Origin of the sequence: Sulfitobacter sp. 1A15299, assembly GCF_043556915.1 — a bacterium.
Taxonomy (GTDB): Bacteria; Pseudomonadota; Alphaproteobacteria; order Rhodobacterales; family Rhodobacteraceae; genus Sulfitobacter.
Genome location: NZ_JBIFFJ010000001.1, coordinates 74134 through 90818, shown reverse-complemented (window position 1 = coordinate 90818; position 16685 = coordinate 74134). Strand labels below are relative to the sequence as shown.

16 protein-coding genes and 1 riboswitch are annotated in these 16685 nt (G+C 64.7%); of the genes, 14 read left to right on the top strand and 2 right to left on the bottom strand.

Translation table 11 applies throughout. The features are described from left to right. Positions 1–53: 53 nt before the first annotated feature. The 4 genes from ACGYK7_RS00430 to ACGYK7_RS00415 are packed head-to-tail and all read left to right on the top strand — an operon-like array spanning position 54 to position 4202. Positions 54–1181, top strand: coding sequence for an ABC transporter ATP-binding protein (locus ACGYK7_RS00430; RefSeq protein WP_394397979.1), 1128 nt, complete (start codon positions 54–56; stop codon positions 1179–1181). Between the two features lie 2 nt (positions 1182–1183). Continuing rightward, positions 1184–2059 carry an ABC transporter permease subunit gene (locus ACGYK7_RS00425; RefSeq protein ID WP_394398903.1) on the top strand — a complete coding sequence of 292 codons (876 nt, stop codon included), beginning with the start codon at positions 1184–1186 and terminating at the stop codon, positions 2057–2059. Next, the gene (locus tag ACGYK7_RS00420; RefSeq protein ID WP_394397977.1) at positions 2056–2877 is read left to right on the top strand and encodes an ABC transporter permease; all 822 of its coding nucleotides are present in this window, start codon (positions 2056–2058) and stop codon (positions 2875–2877) included. Before ACGYK7_RS00425 ends, ACGYK7_RS00420 begins: the two co-directional genes overlap by 4 nt. After that, positions 2874–4202, top strand: a complete 1329-nt coding sequence (locus ACGYK7_RS00415; RefSeq protein ID WP_394397975.1) for an NAD(P)/FAD-dependent oxidoreductase — start codon at positions 2874–2876, stop codon at positions 4200–4202. Before ACGYK7_RS00420 ends, ACGYK7_RS00415 begins: the two co-directional genes overlap by 4 nt. Positions 4203–4211: 9 nt before the next feature. Here ACGYK7_RS00415 and ACGYK7_RS00410 read toward each other — a convergent pair whose 3' ends face one another. Then, positions 4212–5111 (bottom strand): rhodanese-related sulfurtransferase, encoded by a 900-nt coding sequence (locus tag ACGYK7_RS00410; protein ID WP_394397973.1) that lies wholly within the window; start codon positions 5109–5111, stop codon positions 4212–4214. A gap of 98 nt (positions 5112–5209) precedes the next feature. On the opposite strand from ACGYK7_RS00410, the gene pncA reads away from it, so the two are divergent. Next, on the top strand, positions 5210–5806 hold the full coding sequence (pncA, locus tag ACGYK7_RS00405) for a bifunctional nicotinamidase/pyrazinamidase (RefSeq protein WP_394397971.1): 597 nt from the start codon (positions 5210–5212) through the stop codon (positions 5804–5806). A 70-nt stretch (positions 5807–5876) separates the two neighbouring features. Then, positions 5877–7169, top strand: coding sequence for a nicotinate phosphoribosyltransferase (pncB, locus tag ACGYK7_RS00400; RefSeq protein WP_394397969.1), 1293 nt, complete (start codon positions 5877–5879; stop codon positions 7167–7169). Between the two features lie 3 nt (positions 7170–7172). On the opposite strand, the gene ACGYK7_RS00395 is transcribed toward pncB, so the two are convergent. Beyond that, entirely contained in the window at positions 7173–8183 is a 1011-nt protein-coding gene (locus ACGYK7_RS00395; protein ID WP_394397967.1) for a PAS domain-containing protein, read from the bottom strand. A 165-nt stretch (positions 8184–8348) separates the two neighbouring features. Beyond that, positions 8349–8566: riboswitch (cobalamin riboswitch) on the top strand. Between the two features lie 33 nt (positions 8567–8599). Here ACGYK7_RS00395 and ACGYK7_RS00390 point away from each other — a divergent pair. The 8 genes from ACGYK7_RS00390 to ACGYK7_RS00355 all read left to right on the top strand — a co-directional run bounded on the left by ACGYK7_RS00390 (position 8600) and on the right by ACGYK7_RS00355 (position 16684). Continuing rightward, positions 8600–8770, top strand: coding sequence for a CbtB-domain containing protein (locus ACGYK7_RS00390; RefSeq protein WP_082849519.1), 171 nt, complete (start codon positions 8600–8602; stop codon positions 8768–8770). Positions 8771–8984: 214 nt separating this feature from the next. Further along, positions 8985–9668 carry a CbtA family protein gene (locus ACGYK7_RS00385; RefSeq protein ID WP_394397965.1) on the top strand — a complete coding sequence of 228 codons (684 nt, stop codon included), beginning with the start codon at positions 8985–8987 and terminating at the stop codon, positions 9666–9668. An 11-nt stretch (positions 9669–9679) separates the two neighbouring features. Beyond that, entirely contained in the window at positions 9680–10192 is a 513-nt protein-coding gene (locus ACGYK7_RS00380; RefSeq protein WP_394397964.1) for a hypothetical protein, read from the top strand. Between the two features lie 73 nt (positions 10193–10265). After that, positions 10266–10640: a DUF1636 family protein gene (locus ACGYK7_RS00375; RefSeq protein ID WP_394397962.1), complete on the top strand. Its 375-nt coding sequence runs from the start codon at positions 10266–10268 to the stop codon at positions 10638–10640. Continuing rightward, positions 10637–11671, top strand: coding sequence for a cobalamin biosynthesis protein CobW (gene cobW / locus ACGYK7_RS00370; RefSeq protein WP_394397960.1), 1035 nt, complete (start codon positions 10637–10639; stop codon positions 11669–11671). The genes ACGYK7_RS00375 and cobW overlap by 4 nt, the downstream gene beginning before the upstream one ends. A 6-nt stretch (positions 11672–11677) precedes the next feature. Then, the gene (gene cobN, locus ACGYK7_RS00365; RefSeq protein WP_394397958.1) at positions 11678–14920 is read left to right on the top strand and encodes a cobaltochelatase subunit CobN; all 3243 of its coding nucleotides are present in this window, start codon (positions 11678–11680) and stop codon (positions 14918–14920) included. After that, positions 14917–16065, top strand: a complete 1149-nt coding sequence (gene cobG / locus ACGYK7_RS00360) for a precorrin-3B synthase (protein ID WP_394397956.1) — start codon at positions 14917–14919, stop codon at positions 16063–16065. Before cobN ends, cobG begins: the two co-directional genes overlap by 4 nt. Next, on the top strand, positions 16055–16684 hold the full coding sequence (locus ACGYK7_RS00355) for a precorrin-8X methylmutase (protein WP_067265689.1): 630 nt from the start codon (positions 16055–16057) through the stop codon (positions 16682–16684). The genes cobG and ACGYK7_RS00355 overlap by 11 nt, the downstream gene beginning before the upstream one ends. Position 16685 lies beyond the last annotated feature (1 nt).

The window sequence follows — 16685 nt, the reverse complement described above, 5'->3', positions numbered from 1 at the left end:
CCTTTTTCTTGCCCCGTGACCCGATCAAAGCCCGAGCAGAGGAACTCTCAACCGTGAGCCCAACCGTCTTCGCCCCTTGGAACAACCCCGACGAAAAACCGCTCATTCGCTTTGAGAATGTGACCAAGAAATTTGGTGAATTCGTCGCCATCGACGATCTGTCGTTGGACATCTACGCACAGGAATTCTTTGCTCTGCTTGGGCCTTCGGGCTGTGGCAAGACGACGATGATGCGCATGTTGGCGGGGTTCGAAAGCCCGACCACCGGACGCATCGAATTGGCCGGGCAAGACATCGCCCCGGTGCCGCCGAACAAACGCGCGGTGAATATGATGTTCCAATCCTACGCGCTCTTCCCGCATCTCAGCATCTGGGACAACATCGCCTTCGGCCTGCGCCGCGACAAGATGGACAAGGATGCCATCGCCGCCCGCGTGGCCGAGATGCTTAAGCTCACCCGGCTTGAGAAATTCGCCCGCCGCAAACCGCATCAGATTTCCGGCGGTCAACGGCAGCGCGTCGCGCTGGCGCGGTCACTGGCCAAAGCGCCGAAGCTTCTGCTGCTCGATGAACCCTTGGGCGCGCTCGACAAGAAGCTGCGGCAAGACACTCAGTTCGAGTTGATGGACATTCAAGAATCCACCGGCACCACCTTTGTCATCGTGACCCACGACCAAGAAGAGGCGATGACCGTCGCCTCCCGCGTCGCGGTGATGGACGAGGGGCGCGTGATTCAGGTGGCCACCCCGGCCGAGATCTATGAGGCGCCGAATTCCGTCTATGTGGCCGACTTCATCGGTGACGTGAACATCATCGAAGCCAGCACCAAGGCCATCGGCCAAGAACAATACCACCTGAACTGGATCGAGGGGCAGCCGCCGCTGACCGCCACCTCTGCCGCGCCGTTCAGCGAGGGGCAGCAGGCCCATCTGGCGATCCGGCCCGAGAAGATCCGCATCTCGACCGAGCGGCCCGAGGATGCGCCCAATGCGCTTCAGGGCAAAGTGCTCGACATCGCCTATCTTGGGAACCTCTCCACCTATCACGTCGAACTGCCCGGCGGGCAGGTGATCAAGGCGCAGACGGCCAACACCCGCCGCATCGCGCGCCGTGACATCACATGGGAAGACCCGGTCTGGATTTCATGGAGCGCCACCGCAGGCGTTTTGTTGGCGCAATGAACATGCGTCGCTTCGCCCTGATCGCGGTCCCGTACCTCTGGTTGCTGGCGCTGTTTTTGGTGCCCTTCCTGATCGTTTTCAAAATCTCCCTTTCCGATACGGCGCTGGCGATCCCGCCCTATACGCCGACCATGAAGGACGGCATCAGCGCCCTGATCGCCCAGTTGGATTTCGAGAATTTCACCTTCCTCGCCTCCGACGATCTTTATTGGAAAGCCTACCTTAGCTCGCTGCGCATCGCCGTGGTGTCGACCGCGCTGACGCTCTTGGTTGGCTATCCTATCGCCTACGGCATGGCCCGCGCCCCCGAAGAGTGGCGCGCCACCTTGATGATGCTGGTGATCTTGCCGTTTTGGACCTCCTTCCTGATCCGCGTCTATGCGTGGATGGGCATTCTCAGCAACGAAGGGCTGCTGAACCAACTCTTGATGGGGTTGGGTCTAACGGCAGAGCCTTTACAGATCCTTAATACCAACACGGCAGTCTACATCGGCATCGTCTATACCTACCTGCCGTTCATGATCCTGCCGATCTATGCCGCGCTGGACCGTCTGGATGAATCCCTGAACGAGGCGGCGGAGGATCTTGGCTGCTCGCGTTTGCAAGCCTTCTGGCTGGTGACGATCCCGCTGTCGCGCAATGGCATCGTGGCGGGCAGTTTCCTTGTCTTCATCCCCGCCTTGGGTGAATTCGTGATCCCCTCGCTCTTGGGCGGGTCGGGCACGCTGATGATCGGCAAAGTTCTGTGGGAAGAGTTCTTCAACAACCGCGATTGGCCGGTGGCGAGTGCGGTGGCGGTGATCCTGCTGCTGATCCTGATCATCCCGATCATCCTCTTCCAGCGCAACCAGCAGAAACAGGCGGAGGCCGAACAATGAAGCGGATGACATGGTTCAACGTGACCTCGCTCACCTTGGGGTTCGCCTTTCTCTACCTGCCGATGATCATCCTTGTGATCTACAGCTTCAACGCCTCGAAACTGGTCACGGTCTGGGCCGGATTCTCGACCCGCTGGTATGGCGAGTTGTTGCAAAACGAGGCCTTCCTGAGCGCCGCCTGGGTCACCCTGAAGGTCGCGGTGATCTCATCCTCCATCGCCACGGTGCTGGGCACGATGGCGGCCTATGTGCTGGTGCGCGGCGGGCGGTTCATGGGGCGGACGTTGTTCTCCGGCATGATCTACGCGCCGCTGGTGATGCCCGAGGTGATCACCGGCCTGTCGCTCCTGCTGCTTTTCATCGGCATCGGTCTCGACCGGGGCGTGCTGACCATCGTGCTGGCGCATACGACCTTTGCGATGTGCTATGTCTCGGTCGTTGTCTCCTCGCGGCTGGTGACTTTTGATCGCTCGCTAGAGGAGGCCGCGCTCGATCTCGGGTCTTCCCCGTGGGAAGCCTTCCGCCTCGTGACCCTGCCGATCATCGCGCCTGCGGTGATCTCGGGCTGGCTGCTGGCCTTTACGCTCAGCCTCGACGATCTGGTCATTGCCTCCTTCACCGCCGGGCCCTCGGCCACGACGCTGCCGATCAAGATCTTCAGCGCCGTGCGTTTGGGCGTCTCGCCCGAGATCAACGCGCTGTCGACGATCATGATCGCCATCGTGACCGTGGGGGTCATCACCGCCTCGCTGGTCAGCAAACGCTCAAGCCTGCGTGCACAGGAGGAGGCCCGCGCGGCGGAACGGCCCGCCGCATGAAGCGCATCTACGCAGATTTCGCCTATTCCGAAGCGCCGCGTGCGGGCTGTTGGTGGGATCAGACCCAAGGCGCGCCGGAGCGTGCGGCACTGCAAGGCGACGCGCAGGCCGATGTGGTGATCATCGGCGGCGGTTTCACCGGCCTTAACGCCGCGCTGCATCTGGCGCAGGCCGGGGTCGGGGCCACTGTGCTGGAGGCCGAGCGTGTGGGTTTCGGCGCATCAGGCCGCAACGGGGGCTTTTGCTGCTTGGGCGGCGGGATGCTGGATGACGCGACGCTCGACCGGCAATTCGGGCGGGCAGAGCGGCTTGGCTGGCGGCAGGCCGAGGTGGCGGCGATCCGACAGGTGGAGGATTTCATCGCCACCCGCGGCATCAATGTCGACCGGCATTCCCAAGGGGAAACCCAGCTTGCCCATCGCCCGCGTGATTTCGAACAGATGCGCGGCAGGCTGGCTTACTATGCGGAGAATTACGGCGTCACGGCGCGGCTGACCGAAAAGGCCGATCTGGCCGCCGAGGGGCTGAACGCAGGGTTCGAGGGCGCGATCACCGTGCCGATCGGCTTTGGCCTCAACCCCCGCAAATATGTGACCGCCCTCGCGCAGGCCGCAGAAGAGGCGGGGGCCGCGATCTATCACAACAGCCCGGCCTGCGGGGTGACGGGGCGCGAGGGCGCGTTCGAGGTCACGACGCCTCGGGGCCGCATTCGGGCCGAGCGGGTGATCATCGCCACCAACGGCTATTCCTCCGAAGACCTGCCGCCATGGTTGGCCGCGCGTTACATGCCGACACAATCCAGCGTGATCGTGACCCGCCCGATGACCGAGGCAGAGCTTTCCGCCCAAGGCTGGACCAGTCAACAGGCCTGCTATGACAGCCGCCGTCTGCTGCATTACTTTCGGCTGATGCCCGACAATCGCATGTTGTTCGGCGTGCGCGGCGGGCTGATGTCCAACCCCAGTTCCGAGCGGCGCGCGCTGACCCGGGCCCGGGCGGATTTCGAGACGATGTTCCCCGCGTGGCGCCATGTCGAAACGCCGCATGGCTGGTCCGGCATGGTCTGTATCGCACGCAACCGAATGCCCTTCGTCGGGCCGGTGCCGGATCAGCCGGGGATGTTCGCGGGGCTGTGCTACCATGGCAATGGCGTGGCGATGGGCAGCTATTCCGGTGCGCTCTTGGCCGATTTGGTTCGCGGCATATCGCCTGAGCGGCCCTATCCCGCCCCCATGCGCACCCCGCTTGCGCGGTTCGAATTGGGCCGCTTTCGCCGGGCGGTCATGCCCTTTGCCTATGCGGGCTTCGCGCTGTCGGATCGCTGAGGGCGGCGGTCAGCCCTCTTCCCGCGCCGCGCGTTCCTTTGCCAGCGTCATCTGGCGCTGGCGTTCGCGGAACCGTTCCTTATCCTCTGCCGAGGTCTCATCCACACATTGATGACAGGACACTCCGGCCTCGTAAGCAGGGTGCTGCCTGTCCTCGGGCAGGATCGGGCGGCGGCAGCCGTGGCAGAGCATATGCGGCCCCTCGCGCAGCCCATGGCCGACGCTGACGCGGTTGTCGAAGACGAAACAGTCGCCTTCCCATGTGCTTTCCTGTTCGGGCACCTCTTCGAGGTATTTCAGGATGCCGCCTTTGAGGTGGAACACATCCTCGACCCCCTGACCGATCAGATAGTTGGTCGATTTCTCGCACCGGATGCCGCCGGTGCAGAACATGGCGATTTTCTTGTTGTGGAAGCGGTCTTTGTTCGCCTCCCACCACGCGGGGAATTCACCGAAGCTCTCGGTCTCGGGGTCGACTGCGCCTTCGAAGGTGCCAATCGCCACTTCGTAGCTGTTGCGCGTGTCGATCACCGCCACATCGGGGGAGCGGATCAGCGCATTCCAGTCCTTCGGGTCGACATAATGGCCCACCTTGGCGCGCGGGTCGACATCGGGCTGGCCCATCGTCACGATCTCGCGCTTGATGCGCACCTTCATCTTGCCGAAGGGCGGCTTGTCGCTGGTGGCTTCTTTCCACTCCAGTTCCGCGCAGCCGGGCAGGGCGCGCAGATGGGCGATCACCGCGTCGATCCCGGCGCGCGGCCCCGCGATGGTGCCGTTCACCCCTTCGGGGGCCAGCAGAAGCGTGCCCATGACCGAGTGCGCCTCGCAAAGCGCCAAAAGCGCGGGTTTGAGCGCGGCGGGATCGTCGAAGCGGGTGAAGTGATATAGCGCGGCGATTGTATACATGAGCGTCAAATAAGCGCTTCGGCGGCAAAGCTCAATCCGGCGCGTGCCATTGACCTACCCCATCCGCAGCCCTACCCCTTTGGTTAAGGAGAATGCCCATGACCCATGCCCTGATCGTGATCGACGTTCAAAATGATTTCTGTCCCGGCGGCGCGCTGGAAGTGCCGCAGGGCGATGAGGTTCTGCGCGGCATCAATGCGCTGATGCCCGACTTCGACGCGGTGATCCTGACGCAGGATTGGCACCCGGCGGGGCATTCGTCTTTCGCCTCATCGCATAAGAACAACGGGCCTTTCGAGGTCATCACCATGCCCTACGGCCCGCAGGTGTTGTGGCCCGATCACTGCATCCAAGGCAGCATCGGCGCGCAGTTCCACCCCGAGTTGCAAACCGACCGCGCCGATCTGATCATCCGCAAGGGCTATAACCCCGAGATCGACAGCTATTCGGCGTTTTTCGAGAATGACCACCGCACCCCCACGGGGCTCGAAGGCTACCTGCGCACGCGCGGGATCGAGCGGCTGACCATGGTCGGGCTGGCGCTGGATTTCTGCGTGAACTTCTCGGCGGTGGACGCGGCCAAGCTGGGGTTCAAGGTCGACGTGCGCGAAGACCTGTGCCGCGCGATTGATCTGGACGGATCGCTTGCCAAGGCCCGCGAAGGCATGCGCGCGGCGGGGGTGACGCTGGCCTGATCCGCCGCTTTTATCTTGCCCATCTGTTCGCCCCCTTGGCATGAAGGGGCATCCAATAAGGAACGTCTCCATGGTCGACATCGCCACCCGCGTCTATAACCACAAGTGGAAGATCGACCCCATCGTGCGGTCACTGATCGACACGGATTTCTACAAGCTTTTGATGTGCCAGTCGGTGTTCCGCAACAAGCCGGACACGCAGGTCACCTTCAGCCTGATCAACCGCTCCACCCATAACCCGCTGGCCAAGCTGATCGACGAGGGGGAGTTGCGCGAGCAACTCGACCACATCCGCTCGCTCAGCCTCAGCCGGGGGGAAAGCACGTGGCTGCGCGGCAATACCTTCTACGGAAAACGCCAGATGTTCCGCCCCGATTTCATGGAGTGGTTCGAGGGGATGCGCCTGCCGCCCTATCATCTGGAGCGGAAGGGCGATCAATACGAGCTGACCTTCGAGGGCAGGTGGCATGAGGTCATGCTTTGGGAGATCCCCGCGCTGGCGGTGCTGATGGAGCTGCGCAGCCGCGCGGCGCTCGACCCGATGGGAAAGTTCGAGCTTCAGGTGCTTTACGCCCGCGCCATGACCCGCGTCTGGGAAAAGATCGAGGCGCTGCGCGAGGTCGACAACCTTTCTATCGCGGATTTCGGCACCCGGCGGCGGCATTCCTACCTCTGGCAGGATTGGTGCGTGCAGGCGATGCATGAGGGGCTGGGCGACGCCTTTACCGGCACCTCCAACTGTCGCATCGCCATGATGCGCGAGCTTGAGGCGATTGGCACCAATGCCCATGAATTGCCCATGGTCTATGCCGCTTTGGCCGAGGATGACGCCGCCCTTGCCCGCGCGCCCTATGACGTGCTGTCGGATTGGCATGATGAGCATGAGGGCAATCTGCGGATCATCCTGCCCGATACCTACGGCACGAAGGGGTTTCTGGATCACGCGCCGGATTGGCTGGCGGGCTGGACCGGCATCCGGGTCGACAGCGGCGATCCGGCCACGGCGGCGCAGACGGCCATCGACTGGTGGCGCGCGCGCGGCGAGGATCCGACGACCAAGCGGGTGATCTTCAGCGATGGGCTGGACGTGGACAAGATCAAGGAACTGCACGCGCAGTTTGCGGGCAAGGCCAAGGTCTCTTTCGGTTGGGGGACGTTGCTGACCAATGACTTCCGCGGGCTGGTGCCGAATGATGCGCTGGCGCCCTTTAGTTTGGTCTGCAAAGCGGTGAGTGCCAATGGGCGGCCCACGGTCAAACTCTCGGACAACCCTAACAAGGCGATGGGTCCGGCGGATGAGATCGCGCGTTACAAGCGTGTTTTCGGGGTCGGAGAGCAGGCCGCGCAGCAGGTGATCGTCTGACGGTCAGTCTTTGCTAAGGGCGGCCACGGGGAACTCCGCCGTGGCGATCAACCCTTCGGGCTGCCAATCGTAGTGCAGGGTGCCGCCGACCGCGCGGGTCAAGGACTGGATGATCCGCGAGCCGCTGTTGCGCGGAGATTTGATGACCTCCGGCCCGCCGGTTTCGCGCCAGACAAACCGCAGACGCGCAGGCTCCTGCAGGATAGTGATATCCAACGATACCCGCCCGGCGCTGGAACTCAGCGAGCCGTGTTTCACCGCATTCGTTGCCAACTCATGTAAGGCCAGCGTCAGGGGCGAGACGAGGCGATGCGAGATCAGCGGGTTTGCCCCGGTGAGGTTGATCTGATCCTCGGAGGCCGAGGTATAGGCCCGCATGATCGGCCCCATCAGCGTCTCGAAATCCACTTCATGCTGGTCGCTGCGGCCAATCGTGTCGAAATGCGCCGCGCCCAAGGCGGCCAGCCGCTCGATCACCTTGTCGGCAAAGGCCGCCGGGCTCGGCTCTTCGCGGGCGGTCATGCGGACCATGGCGGTCATGACGTTGACGATATTGCGCAGCCGGTGCAGCAATTCGTCATCGGCCAATTGCCGGTGCTCCCGCTCGACCCGGCGGCGTTCGGAAACGTCGAGCTGCGAGCCGAAGAAATAGATCAGATTGCCGTCTTCGTCGTTGATCGGCCCCAGTTGCAGGGCGTTCAGGAAACGGCTGCCATCCTTGCGGTAGTTCACGATCTCGACCGTATCGACCCGGCGGGCCAGTAGGATCTCGCGCACCGCATCGACGCTCTCGGGCGTGGTTTCAGGGCCTTGCAAGAAGCGGCAGTTCTGGCCCACGATCTCGTCCAGCGCATAGCCGGTCAGATCGGTGAAAGCGTCATTCACATAGACGATGGGGTTGTCCGGCAGGGTCGGGTCGGTGATACACAGCGGCAGACGGGCATAGCGCACGACCTTGCCTAGAACGTCATCGGTCAGGGTCTGTCGAGCGGCCGAGACCGAATTGTCGTTCATGAATTGCCGCCCTTCGATCGAAACTAGCCGTCAATGTGCCTTGCGCGTGGCTTTTGGGTCAACCCGCATACTGGGGTTTGGGTTAGATTTATACACTAAATGCTGTGTGAGCCATAAGGTTTCGCGAGGTTCGATAAATGCGGCTTGTCAGGAAGGGTCGAAAATGCGTAATTGAGGGCGCTTGGTGTCCCGAAAAGCGCCTGTTGGTGTGGGACCGAAAAGGGAATTCAGTAAGGGGTCGCCAGACCCCGAAGCCGAAGCCGCCCCCGCGACTGTAAGCGGTAAGCCAATGCCCCTCGTGCCACTTGTCCATTCGGGCGGGGAAGGCGGGCAAAGGCCACGACCCGCGAGCCAGGAGACCTGCCAGGCAAATGAAACGCTAGATGCCGTCGGGTGTGACGGTAAGGAGATTGAATATGACGACGATGATTAAGACCGCCGGTGCCACGCGCAGCAAACTCGTACCGGCGCTGTTTGCCGCCGTATTGGGTGTGGCTCTGATGGCGCTGACCGGCCATGTGCAGGCCGCAGCACTGCATGATGCCGCCCATGACGTGCGCCACGCGACAGGCTTTCCCTGCCACTAAGCGCCGCGTTCGGTATCACAGGGGGTCCGGGCTGCCATGCCGCAGTCCGGCTGTCGGTGATTCTGGCTTTCTTTCCATGCCCGCCTCTTGCCGTTTCGCCCGCGTCTGCCTTTCACCGTGTGGGCAGGGTTTTGGCGCATCCTAAGGCTGGCTGATGGCTCGGCTCGCTATTGGCGCGGCGCCGGGTGTTATTTCGCATCCAAGGATCATTGCGATGTTTTCACGTTTTCTGACTTCCGCCCTGTTCGCCGGGGCCTCTGCCGGCTTGTTGACCGGTTTGCTGCAACTTTATTTCGTGCAGCCCGTGCTGCTTCATGCCGAGCTTTATGAGACCGGCGCGCTGGTGCATTTCGGGGCCGACCCCGTGAGTGCACATCCCGATTTGCCCGGTTTCGATGCCGTCCGCGATGGGCTGAGCCTGATTTTCACCATGTTGACCTATACCGCCTATGCGCTGATCCTTTTGGCCGCGATGAGCTTTGGCGAAGAGCGCGGCGCGGTGATCGATGGCCGCTGGGGCATCCTTTGGGGCGTTGCGGGCTTCGTCGCTTTTCACCTCGCACCGGGGTTCAGCCTTGCGCCGGAAGTACCCGGTGTCGCCGCCGCAGACATCACCGCGCGGCAGATCTGGTGGTTCGCCACCGCTGGGGCGGCGCTGGTGGCGCTCTGGCTGCTGGCCTTTGGCAAGGGGTGGGGCGCATGGATCGGGGCGGCGGTTCTGCTGATGGCTCCGCACGTCATCGGCGCGCCCGAGCCCGACAGCTTCAGCGGCCCGGTGCCGACCGAGATCGGCGCGCTTTTCGCTGCCCGTGCGCTTGGCATCGGCCTTGCAGCCTGGGTTCTGCTGGGCAGTTTCGCCGGGTTCTTTTGGCAACGTGAAGGCGCGCAGAGCGCCTGAGGGAGGTCGAGATGGACAGATCACTGGCGCTATTCGCCATTGGATTGGTCTTTGGCGGTGGCATCGGTTTTGCCATCGCCGCAAGCAACGGGGTGACCTTCGACGGCCATGATCACGGCGACCCTGCCGCCCATGGCGGCGGCGGGCATACGGCCATGGATCACGGTGGCGCGGATCACGCGCGCATGCATGGCCAGCCCATCACACTGGCCGCTGAAGTGGCCCCCAGCCTTGCCATCCGCGTAACCCCCGACCCGATGTCGGGCCACAACCTTTTTGTCGAGACCGAAGGCTTCGCCTTTGCCCCCCAGAACGCCAGCGGCGAAAATCAACCGGGCGAGGGCCATGCCCATGTCTATGTCAACGGCGCCAAGATCGGGCGGCTTTACAGCCCATGGTTGCATCTGGCCAATCTGCCCAAGGGTGAGGTCACGGTAGAGGTCACGCTTAACGCCAATGATCACCGCCCCTTGGCGGTGAACGGTGCGCCAATTACGGCCCGCGAGGTGCTGACGGTTGAATAATCGCCCCGCCTCCCCTTTTCATGGCGGGCCGGAGCGCATACCCGGCACGCACAAACCCGATGGAACAAGATCAATGAGCGCAACCCTACATGTCTGCATGACCTGCCGCGCCGGTGAAGTGCTGGAGGAAGACGCCCCGCGCCCCGGCGCGCAGCTTCATGCCGCCCTCGACGCCGCAGGCGCGCCCGAGGGCGTGACCATCGTGCCGGTGCAATGTCTTTCCGCCTGTTCGCAGGGGGCCGCCGTGGCACTGTCTGCGCCGGGCAAATGGTCCTATGTCTATGGCCGCTTGACCAAGGAAGACGCCACCGACATCCTTGCCGGAGCCGCCGCCTATGCCGCCACCCAAGACGGGCTGGTGCCATGGCGCGAACGCCCGGTCATCTTTCGCAAGCAAAGCATTGCGCGTATCCCCCCTTTGACCCTGCCGCAGGAGCCTACCGTATGAGCGATCTCGCCAAAATCCCCGTTACCGTCATCACCGGCTTTCTCGGCGCGGGCAAGACCACGTTGATCCGCCACCTGATGACCAATGCAGGCGGGCGCCGCCTTGCCGTTCTGGTCAATGAGTTCGGCACCGTGGGGGTGGATGGGGACATCCTGAAATCCTGCGCCATCGACGACTGCCCGGCGGAGAATATCGTCGAGCTGGCGAATGGCTGCATTTGCTGCACCGTGGCCGATGATTTCATCCCCACCATCGAAGCGCTGATGGCGCTGCCCACCCGCCCCGATCACATCCTGATCGAAACTTCCGGTCTGGCCCTGCCGAAACCGCTGCTCAAAGCCTTCGACTGGCCCGCGATCCGGTCCAAGATCACCGTCGACGGCGTCATTGCGCTGGCCGATGCCGAAGCCGTGGCGGCGGGCACTTTCGCCGCCGATGTCGCCGCCGTGGACGCGCAGCGTCTGGCCGACGACAGCCTTGACCACGAAACACCGCTCTCCGAAGTGTTCGAAGATCAGATTTCCTGCGCCGATATCGTGCTGATGTCCAAAGCCGATCTGGCCGGTCCCGATGGCCTCGCCAAGGCCCGCAAGGTGATCGAAGCGGAAAGCCCGCGTGAGATTCCGATCCTTGAGATGACCGAAGGCGTGATCGACCCCAAGGTCGTGCTGGGCCTCAACGCCGCCGCCGAAGACGACCTTGCCGCGCGCCCCTCGCACCATGACGGCCACGACGATCACGAGCATGACGATTTCGAAACCGTGGTGATCCCGATGCCGGAAGTGTCGGATGTAGATGCGCTTGTGGCCTCGATCGAGCGGCTCGCGCGCGAGCAGAACATCCTGCGCGTGAAGGGCTATGTCGCGGTTGAGGGCAAGCCGATGCGCCTGTTGGTGCAGGCCGTGGGCGCGCGGGTGCGCCAGCAGTTCGACCGCCCTTGGGGCAGCGACACGCGCGCCGGGCATCTGGTGGTGATCGCCGAGCATGACGACATCGATCTTGCCAAAATCCGCGAGACTTTGGGAGCCTGACCGCCCATGCATGTCGTCTTTCGCGAAAGCCACGGGTTGGAGGATACCGACACCCCCTATGATCCGGGTCAAACCCCCGCCGATCTGGTGGTGCTGTCGTTTTCCGACAGTGACCTCGGCGCTTTCGCGGCAGGCTGGCATCGCGGCGGCGGCAAGGAGGGCAAGCTGCCCTCGCTGCGGCTGTGCAACCTTGTGGCGCTGCGGCACCCAGCCTCGGTCGACAACTATATCGAACAGACGCTGACCGGAGCGAAGGGCATTCTGATCCGCCTCATCGGGGGGGAGAATTACTGGCCCTACGGCATCATGCAGGTCCAAGACTTCGCCCGCCGCCATGACATCGCGCTGGCCATCTTGCCCGCCGATGGGCGCGAGGATCCGGGGCTCGATGCGCATTCGACTTTGCCGGTTTCCACGCTGCGCCGTCTTGCGCACCTCTGTGACGCGGGCGGGCCGGTGGCGGCGCAGGCCGCGCTGGCGCAGATGGCGCTGGCGGCGGGCTTTTACGCCGGGCCGGTCATGGGCACGAAAACGGTGCCGGATTGCGGCTATTACGACCCCGATCAAGGGGTGCTCCCCCTCGCCGACGCGGCGGGGGAGACCGTCGCGGTTACCTTTTACCGCAGCTATCTTCTGGCTGCCGATACCGCGCCGGTCGATGCGCTGATCCGGGCGTTGCGGGCGGCGGGGCTAAACGCGATCGGGCTTTTCGTGCCCTCGCTCAAATCCGATCCTGCGCGGGGCTTTCTGGACGATGCCTTGGCGGCGATGAAACCCGTGGCCATCGTCAACGCCACCGCCTTTTCGGGCCGCGGGGATGACGGCACCTCCCCGCTCGACGCGGCGGGCTGTCCGGTGTTTCAGGTGGCCCTCTCCACCGCCCGGCGGCGCGACTGGGACGAAAGCGAGCGCGGCCTTTCCCCTGCCGATTTGGCGATGCATGTGGTCCTGCCCGAGGTCGATGGCCGCATCTTTGGCGGCGTCGTCAGCTTCAAGAGCCCCGGAAAGCGCGACCCCGATCTGCAATATTCCCGCTTTGCCCACCGCGCCGAAGAGGCGCGGATCGAGGCTGTCGTCGCCCGCGTGCTGGGCTGGCATCGGTTGGCGCAGACCCCGGCGGCCACGCGCAAGCTGGCGCTGGTGCTCTCGACCTATCCGGGCCGAGACGATCAACTGGCCCATGCGGTCGGCCTCGATGCGCTGGCCAGCGTCGAAGACATGCTGATGCGGCTGGCGGGCGAGGGCTATGGCGTGACCCCGCAGATTGGCTTTGGCCGCAGCCTGACCGAACAGCGCATCACTTGGCCCCTTGCCGACTATGAGGCGGCGCTGGCCGCTCTGCCGCAGGCGCTGCGCGATGATCTTCGCGACGCGTGGGGCGCGGCGGCGGATGATCCGCTGGTGCAGGATGGCGCTTTTCACTTCGCGGCCCAAACCTGCGGCAACGCGCTGGTCGCGCTGCAACCCGAGCGGGGCGATCTGCAAGACCGCGAAGACAGCTATCATGACCTCGCCCGCACGCCGCGGCATTCCTATGTGGCCTTCTACCTCTGGCTCCGGGCGCAGGGGCATCACGCGCTGGTGCATATCGGCGCGCATGGCACGCTGGAGTGGCTGCCGGGCAAGGCGGTGGCCCTGTCGGATGAGTGCTGGCCCGAGGCGCTGACCGGCGATCTGCCGGTGATCTACCCCTTCATCGTCAACGATCCGGGGGAGGCGGCACAGGCCAAGCGGCGCATCGGGGCGGTGACGCTGGGCCATCTGCCGCCCCCGCTGAAAGACAGTGAAACACCCGATGGGCTGTTGCGGCTGGAGCGGCTGCTGGATGAATATTCCACCGCCGACGGGCTCGACCCCGCGCGCCGTGACCGGCTGGTCGATACGATCCGGGCCGAGGCGCAGGCGGCGGGGGTGGAAGATGACCTTGGTCTCGACGCCGCCAGTTCCTCGGCCGAGGCGCTGACCCGGATCGACGCCTTTGTTTGCGACATCAAGGAAAGCCAATACGGCGATGGTCTGCACGTCTTTGGCGCGGGGGCGGGCGAATGGGACGGTTTGCTGACCGCGCTGGCGGGGCGGCGCGTCACCTCCGGGCCTTCCGGCTCACCCTATCGCGGGCGGTCCGACGTGTTGCCGACGGGGCGCAACCTCTATGCCGTCGATCCGCGTGGGGTGCCCAGCCGGGCCGCCCATGCGCAGGGGGTGAAACTGGCCGAGGAATTGCTCAGGCGGCATCTGCAAGACAATGGCGACTGGCCGCGCGGGCTGGTGATCGACCTTTGGGGCTCGGCCACCATGCGCACGGCGGGCGAAGAGGTCGCCATGGCGATGCATCTCGCCGGACTCGCGCCGAAATGGGATCAAGGCAGTGAGCGGGTGTCGGGCTTCGAGGTGATCCCGCTGACCCTGCTGGACCGCCCGCGCATCGACGTGACCCTGCGCATCTCGGGCCTGTTCCGCGATGTCTTTCCCGGTCTCGCACAGCTCTTCGAAGCCGGGGCGGCGGCGCTGGCCGAGCGCGAAGAAGCGCCGGATATGAACCCCTACCTCACCCGCACCCCCCGTGTCTTTGGCCCCAAGCCGGGCCTTTACGGCGTGAATATGGAAGCGGCCTTGCAAGACTATTCCGATGCCGGTCGCGCCGCGGCGGGAGAGGCGTGGCTGGCGGGGTCGGAATGGGCGATTAACGCCCAAGGCGAGGCGCATCAGGACCGTGCCGCGCTGGAGGCACAGTTGCAGCGCGCCGATGGCTTTGCTCATGTGCAGGACTTGGCCGAAAGCGATATCCTGCTCGCCTCGGACTATGCCAGCCACGAAGGCGGCTTTGCCGCCGCGATGGCGCATCTGGGCGCGCAGAAACCGGCGATGTACCACCTTGACCACACCCGTGCGGGCAGCCCCCGCGCGCGCTCAATGCCCGAAGAGATCGCCCGCGTCGTCCGCGCTCGTGCGGCCAATCCCAATTGGGCCAGCGGCATGATGCGCCACGGTTTCCGCGGCGCGGCAGAGGTGGCGGCGACGCTCGACAACCTTGCTGCCTTTGCGCATCTGACGCGCGAGGTGCCTGCGCATCTCTTCGACCTTTATTTCGATGCTACATTGGGGCGTGATGATCTCGTTGCCTTTATGGAGGCCGAGAACCCCGCCGCCTTGCAGGCCATGCGCGACCGTTTCGCGGCGTTGCGCGAGTCCGGCCTCTGGTTGACCCGCCGCAACTCGATCTCGGCCACATTGGACGGGGTGACGTGAGCGCGGCCCCGGCGATCAAGGGCTGGTGTCCCGGCGCGCTGCGCCCGATGCTGTCGGGCGATGGGTTGGTGGTGCGTCTGCGGGTGCCGCAGGGGCGTTTGACCCCGGCCCAAGCGCGCGGCGTGGCAGGGTTGGCCACGCGCTATGGCAACGGTATGCTCGACCTGTCGAACCGGGGCAATCTGCAACTGCGCGGTGTCGATCCCGCGCGGCACGAAGGGCTGATCGACGCGCTGCGCGCGCTGGCACTGATCGACGTGGATGAGCGGACGGAGCGGCGGCGCAACATCATGGTCAGCCCCTTTTGGCAGGCGGGCGATGATACGGATTTCCTTTGCCAAGCCCTCTCTGCCGCCGCGCAGGCCCATGCGCTGCCGGATGTCTCCGCCAAATTCGGCTATGCGGTCGATGCGGGGCCGCAGCCGGTGTTGCAGGCCGATCCCGCCGACATCCGGTTCGAGCGGTCGGCAGAGGGGCAACTGCTGCTCTGCGTCGAAGGGGCAATGCGGTGCAAGCCTGTGACCCGCGCGTCTGCGGTGGCCGAGGCCATCACACTGGCCGAATGGGTGCGCGCGCAGGGGGTGACCCGCGCTGCGCGCGCCACGGCCACGGGGGCGCCGCTTCCCGCCGGTTTTGACTGCCCGCGTCAGGCGGGGCAGGGCACACCCGCCCCCGGCCTCTACCCCTCCGGGGTGCTTGTCGCCTGCGCTTTCGGGCAGATGGAGGCCGAGACGCTGGCCGCACTTGCCGCGCTTGGCCCGCTGCGCCTGACCCCGTGGCGACGGGTGCTGATCGAAGGTGCCCCGCGCCTGCCCGAACTGCCCGGTCTCATCACCGCCGCCGATGACCCGCTGTTGCGCGTGGTTGCCTGTATTGGCGCGCCGGGTTGTGCACAGGGCCGGGGTGAGACGCGCGGGCTGGCGCGCCACCTTGCCGCCATGGTGCCAAAGGGGCAACGCCTGCATGTCTCGGGCTGCGCCAAGGGCTGTGCCGCGCCGCGCGCGACCGACCTCACCCTGTCCGCCACCGCGCCAGCGCGCTATGACCTCATCCAAGAGGGCCGCGCCGATGCCCCGCCTGATCTGCGCGGGCTGACCCCCGCCGCCATCGCCTCTCACCTTAGAAAGTCCGCCGATGCCCCATAGCTATATCACCGACGGTGCCGAGATTTACCGCCAGTCCTTTGCCACCATCCGCGCCGAAGCTGCGCTGGCGCGATTCACCCCGGAGGAAGAGATCGTCGCCGTGCGCATGATCCACGCCGCGGGCATGGTCGGGCTGGAGGAGCACATCCGCTTTTCCGAAGGCATGGCCGTGGCCGCGCGGGCGGCGCTGGAGGACGGCGCGCCGATCCTCTGCGACGCCTATATGGTCAGCGAAGGCATCACCCGCAAACGCCTGCCGCGCGAGAATGAGGTGATCTGCACCCTGCGCGACCCTTCGGTGCCAGCACTGGCCGCGAAGATGAGCAACACCCGCTCTGCTGCGGCGTTGGAACTGTGGCGGCCCCATCTGCAAGGTGCCGTGGTGGCCATCGGCAATGCGCCCACGGCGCTGTTTCACCTGCTCAACATGCTCGAAGACCCCGATTGCCCGCGCCCGGCGGCGATCATCGGCTGCCCGGTGGGCTTCATTGGCGCGGCGGAATCGAAAGAGGCTTTGATGCAGGATCTGCCGGTGCCCTCGATGATCGTGCAGGGACGTTTGGGCGGCTCGGCGATCACCGTGGCGGCGGTGAACGCCTTGGCCAGCAGGGTGGAATGAC

Excerpts from the sequence above, each read along its gene's own strand:
- ACGYK7_RS00425 (WP_394398903.1), top strand. The coding sequence starts at position 1,184 with ATGCGTCGCTTCGCCCTGATCGCGGTCCCGTACCTCTGGTTGCTGGCG.
- ACGYK7_RS00420 (WP_394397977.1), top strand. The coding sequence starts at position 2,056 with ATGAAGCGGATGACATGGTTCAACGTGACCTCGCTCACCTTGGGGTTC.
- ACGYK7_RS00415 (WP_394397975.1), top strand. The coding sequence starts at position 2,874 with ATGAAGCGCATCTACGCAGATTTCGCCTATTCCGAAGCGCCGCGTGCG.
- ACGYK7_RS00410 (WP_394397973.1), bottom strand. The coding sequence starts at position 5,111 with ATGTATACAATCGCCGCGCTATATCACTTCACCCGCTTCGACGATCCC.
- pncA (WP_394397971.1), top strand. The coding sequence starts at position 5,210 with ATGACCCATGCCCTGATCGTGATCGACGTTCAAAATGATTTCTGTCCC.
- pncB (WP_394397969.1), top strand. The coding sequence starts at position 5,877 with ATGGTCGACATCGCCACCCGCGTCTATAACCACAAGTGGAAGATCGAC.
- ACGYK7_RS00395 (WP_394397967.1), bottom strand. The coding sequence starts at position 8,183 with ATGAACGACAATTCGGTCTCGGCCGCTCGACAGACCCTGACCGATGAC.
- ACGYK7_RS00390 (WP_082849519.1), top strand. The coding sequence starts at position 8,600 with ATGACGACGATGATTAAGACCGCCGGTGCCACGCGCAGCAAACTCGTA.
- ACGYK7_RS00385 (WP_394397965.1), top strand. The coding sequence starts at position 8,985 with ATGTTTTCACGTTTTCTGACTTCCGCCCTGTTCGCCGGGGCCTCTGCC.
- ACGYK7_RS00380 (WP_394397964.1), top strand. The coding sequence starts at position 9,680 with ATGGACAGATCACTGGCGCTATTCGCCATTGGATTGGTCTTTGGCGGT.
- ACGYK7_RS00375 (WP_394397962.1), top strand. The coding sequence starts at position 10,266 with ATGAGCGCAACCCTACATGTCTGCATGACCTGCCGCGCCGGTGAAGTG.
- cobW (WP_394397960.1), top strand. The coding sequence starts at position 10,637 with ATGAGCGATCTCGCCAAAATCCCCGTTACCGTCATCACCGGCTTTCTC.
- cobN (WP_394397958.1), top strand. The coding sequence starts at position 11,678 with ATGCATGTCGTCTTTCGCGAAAGCCACGGGTTGGAGGATACCGACACC.
- ACGYK7_RS00355 (WP_067265689.1), top strand. The coding sequence starts at position 16,055 with ATGCCCCATAGCTATATCACCGACGGTGCCGAGATTTACCGCCAGTCC.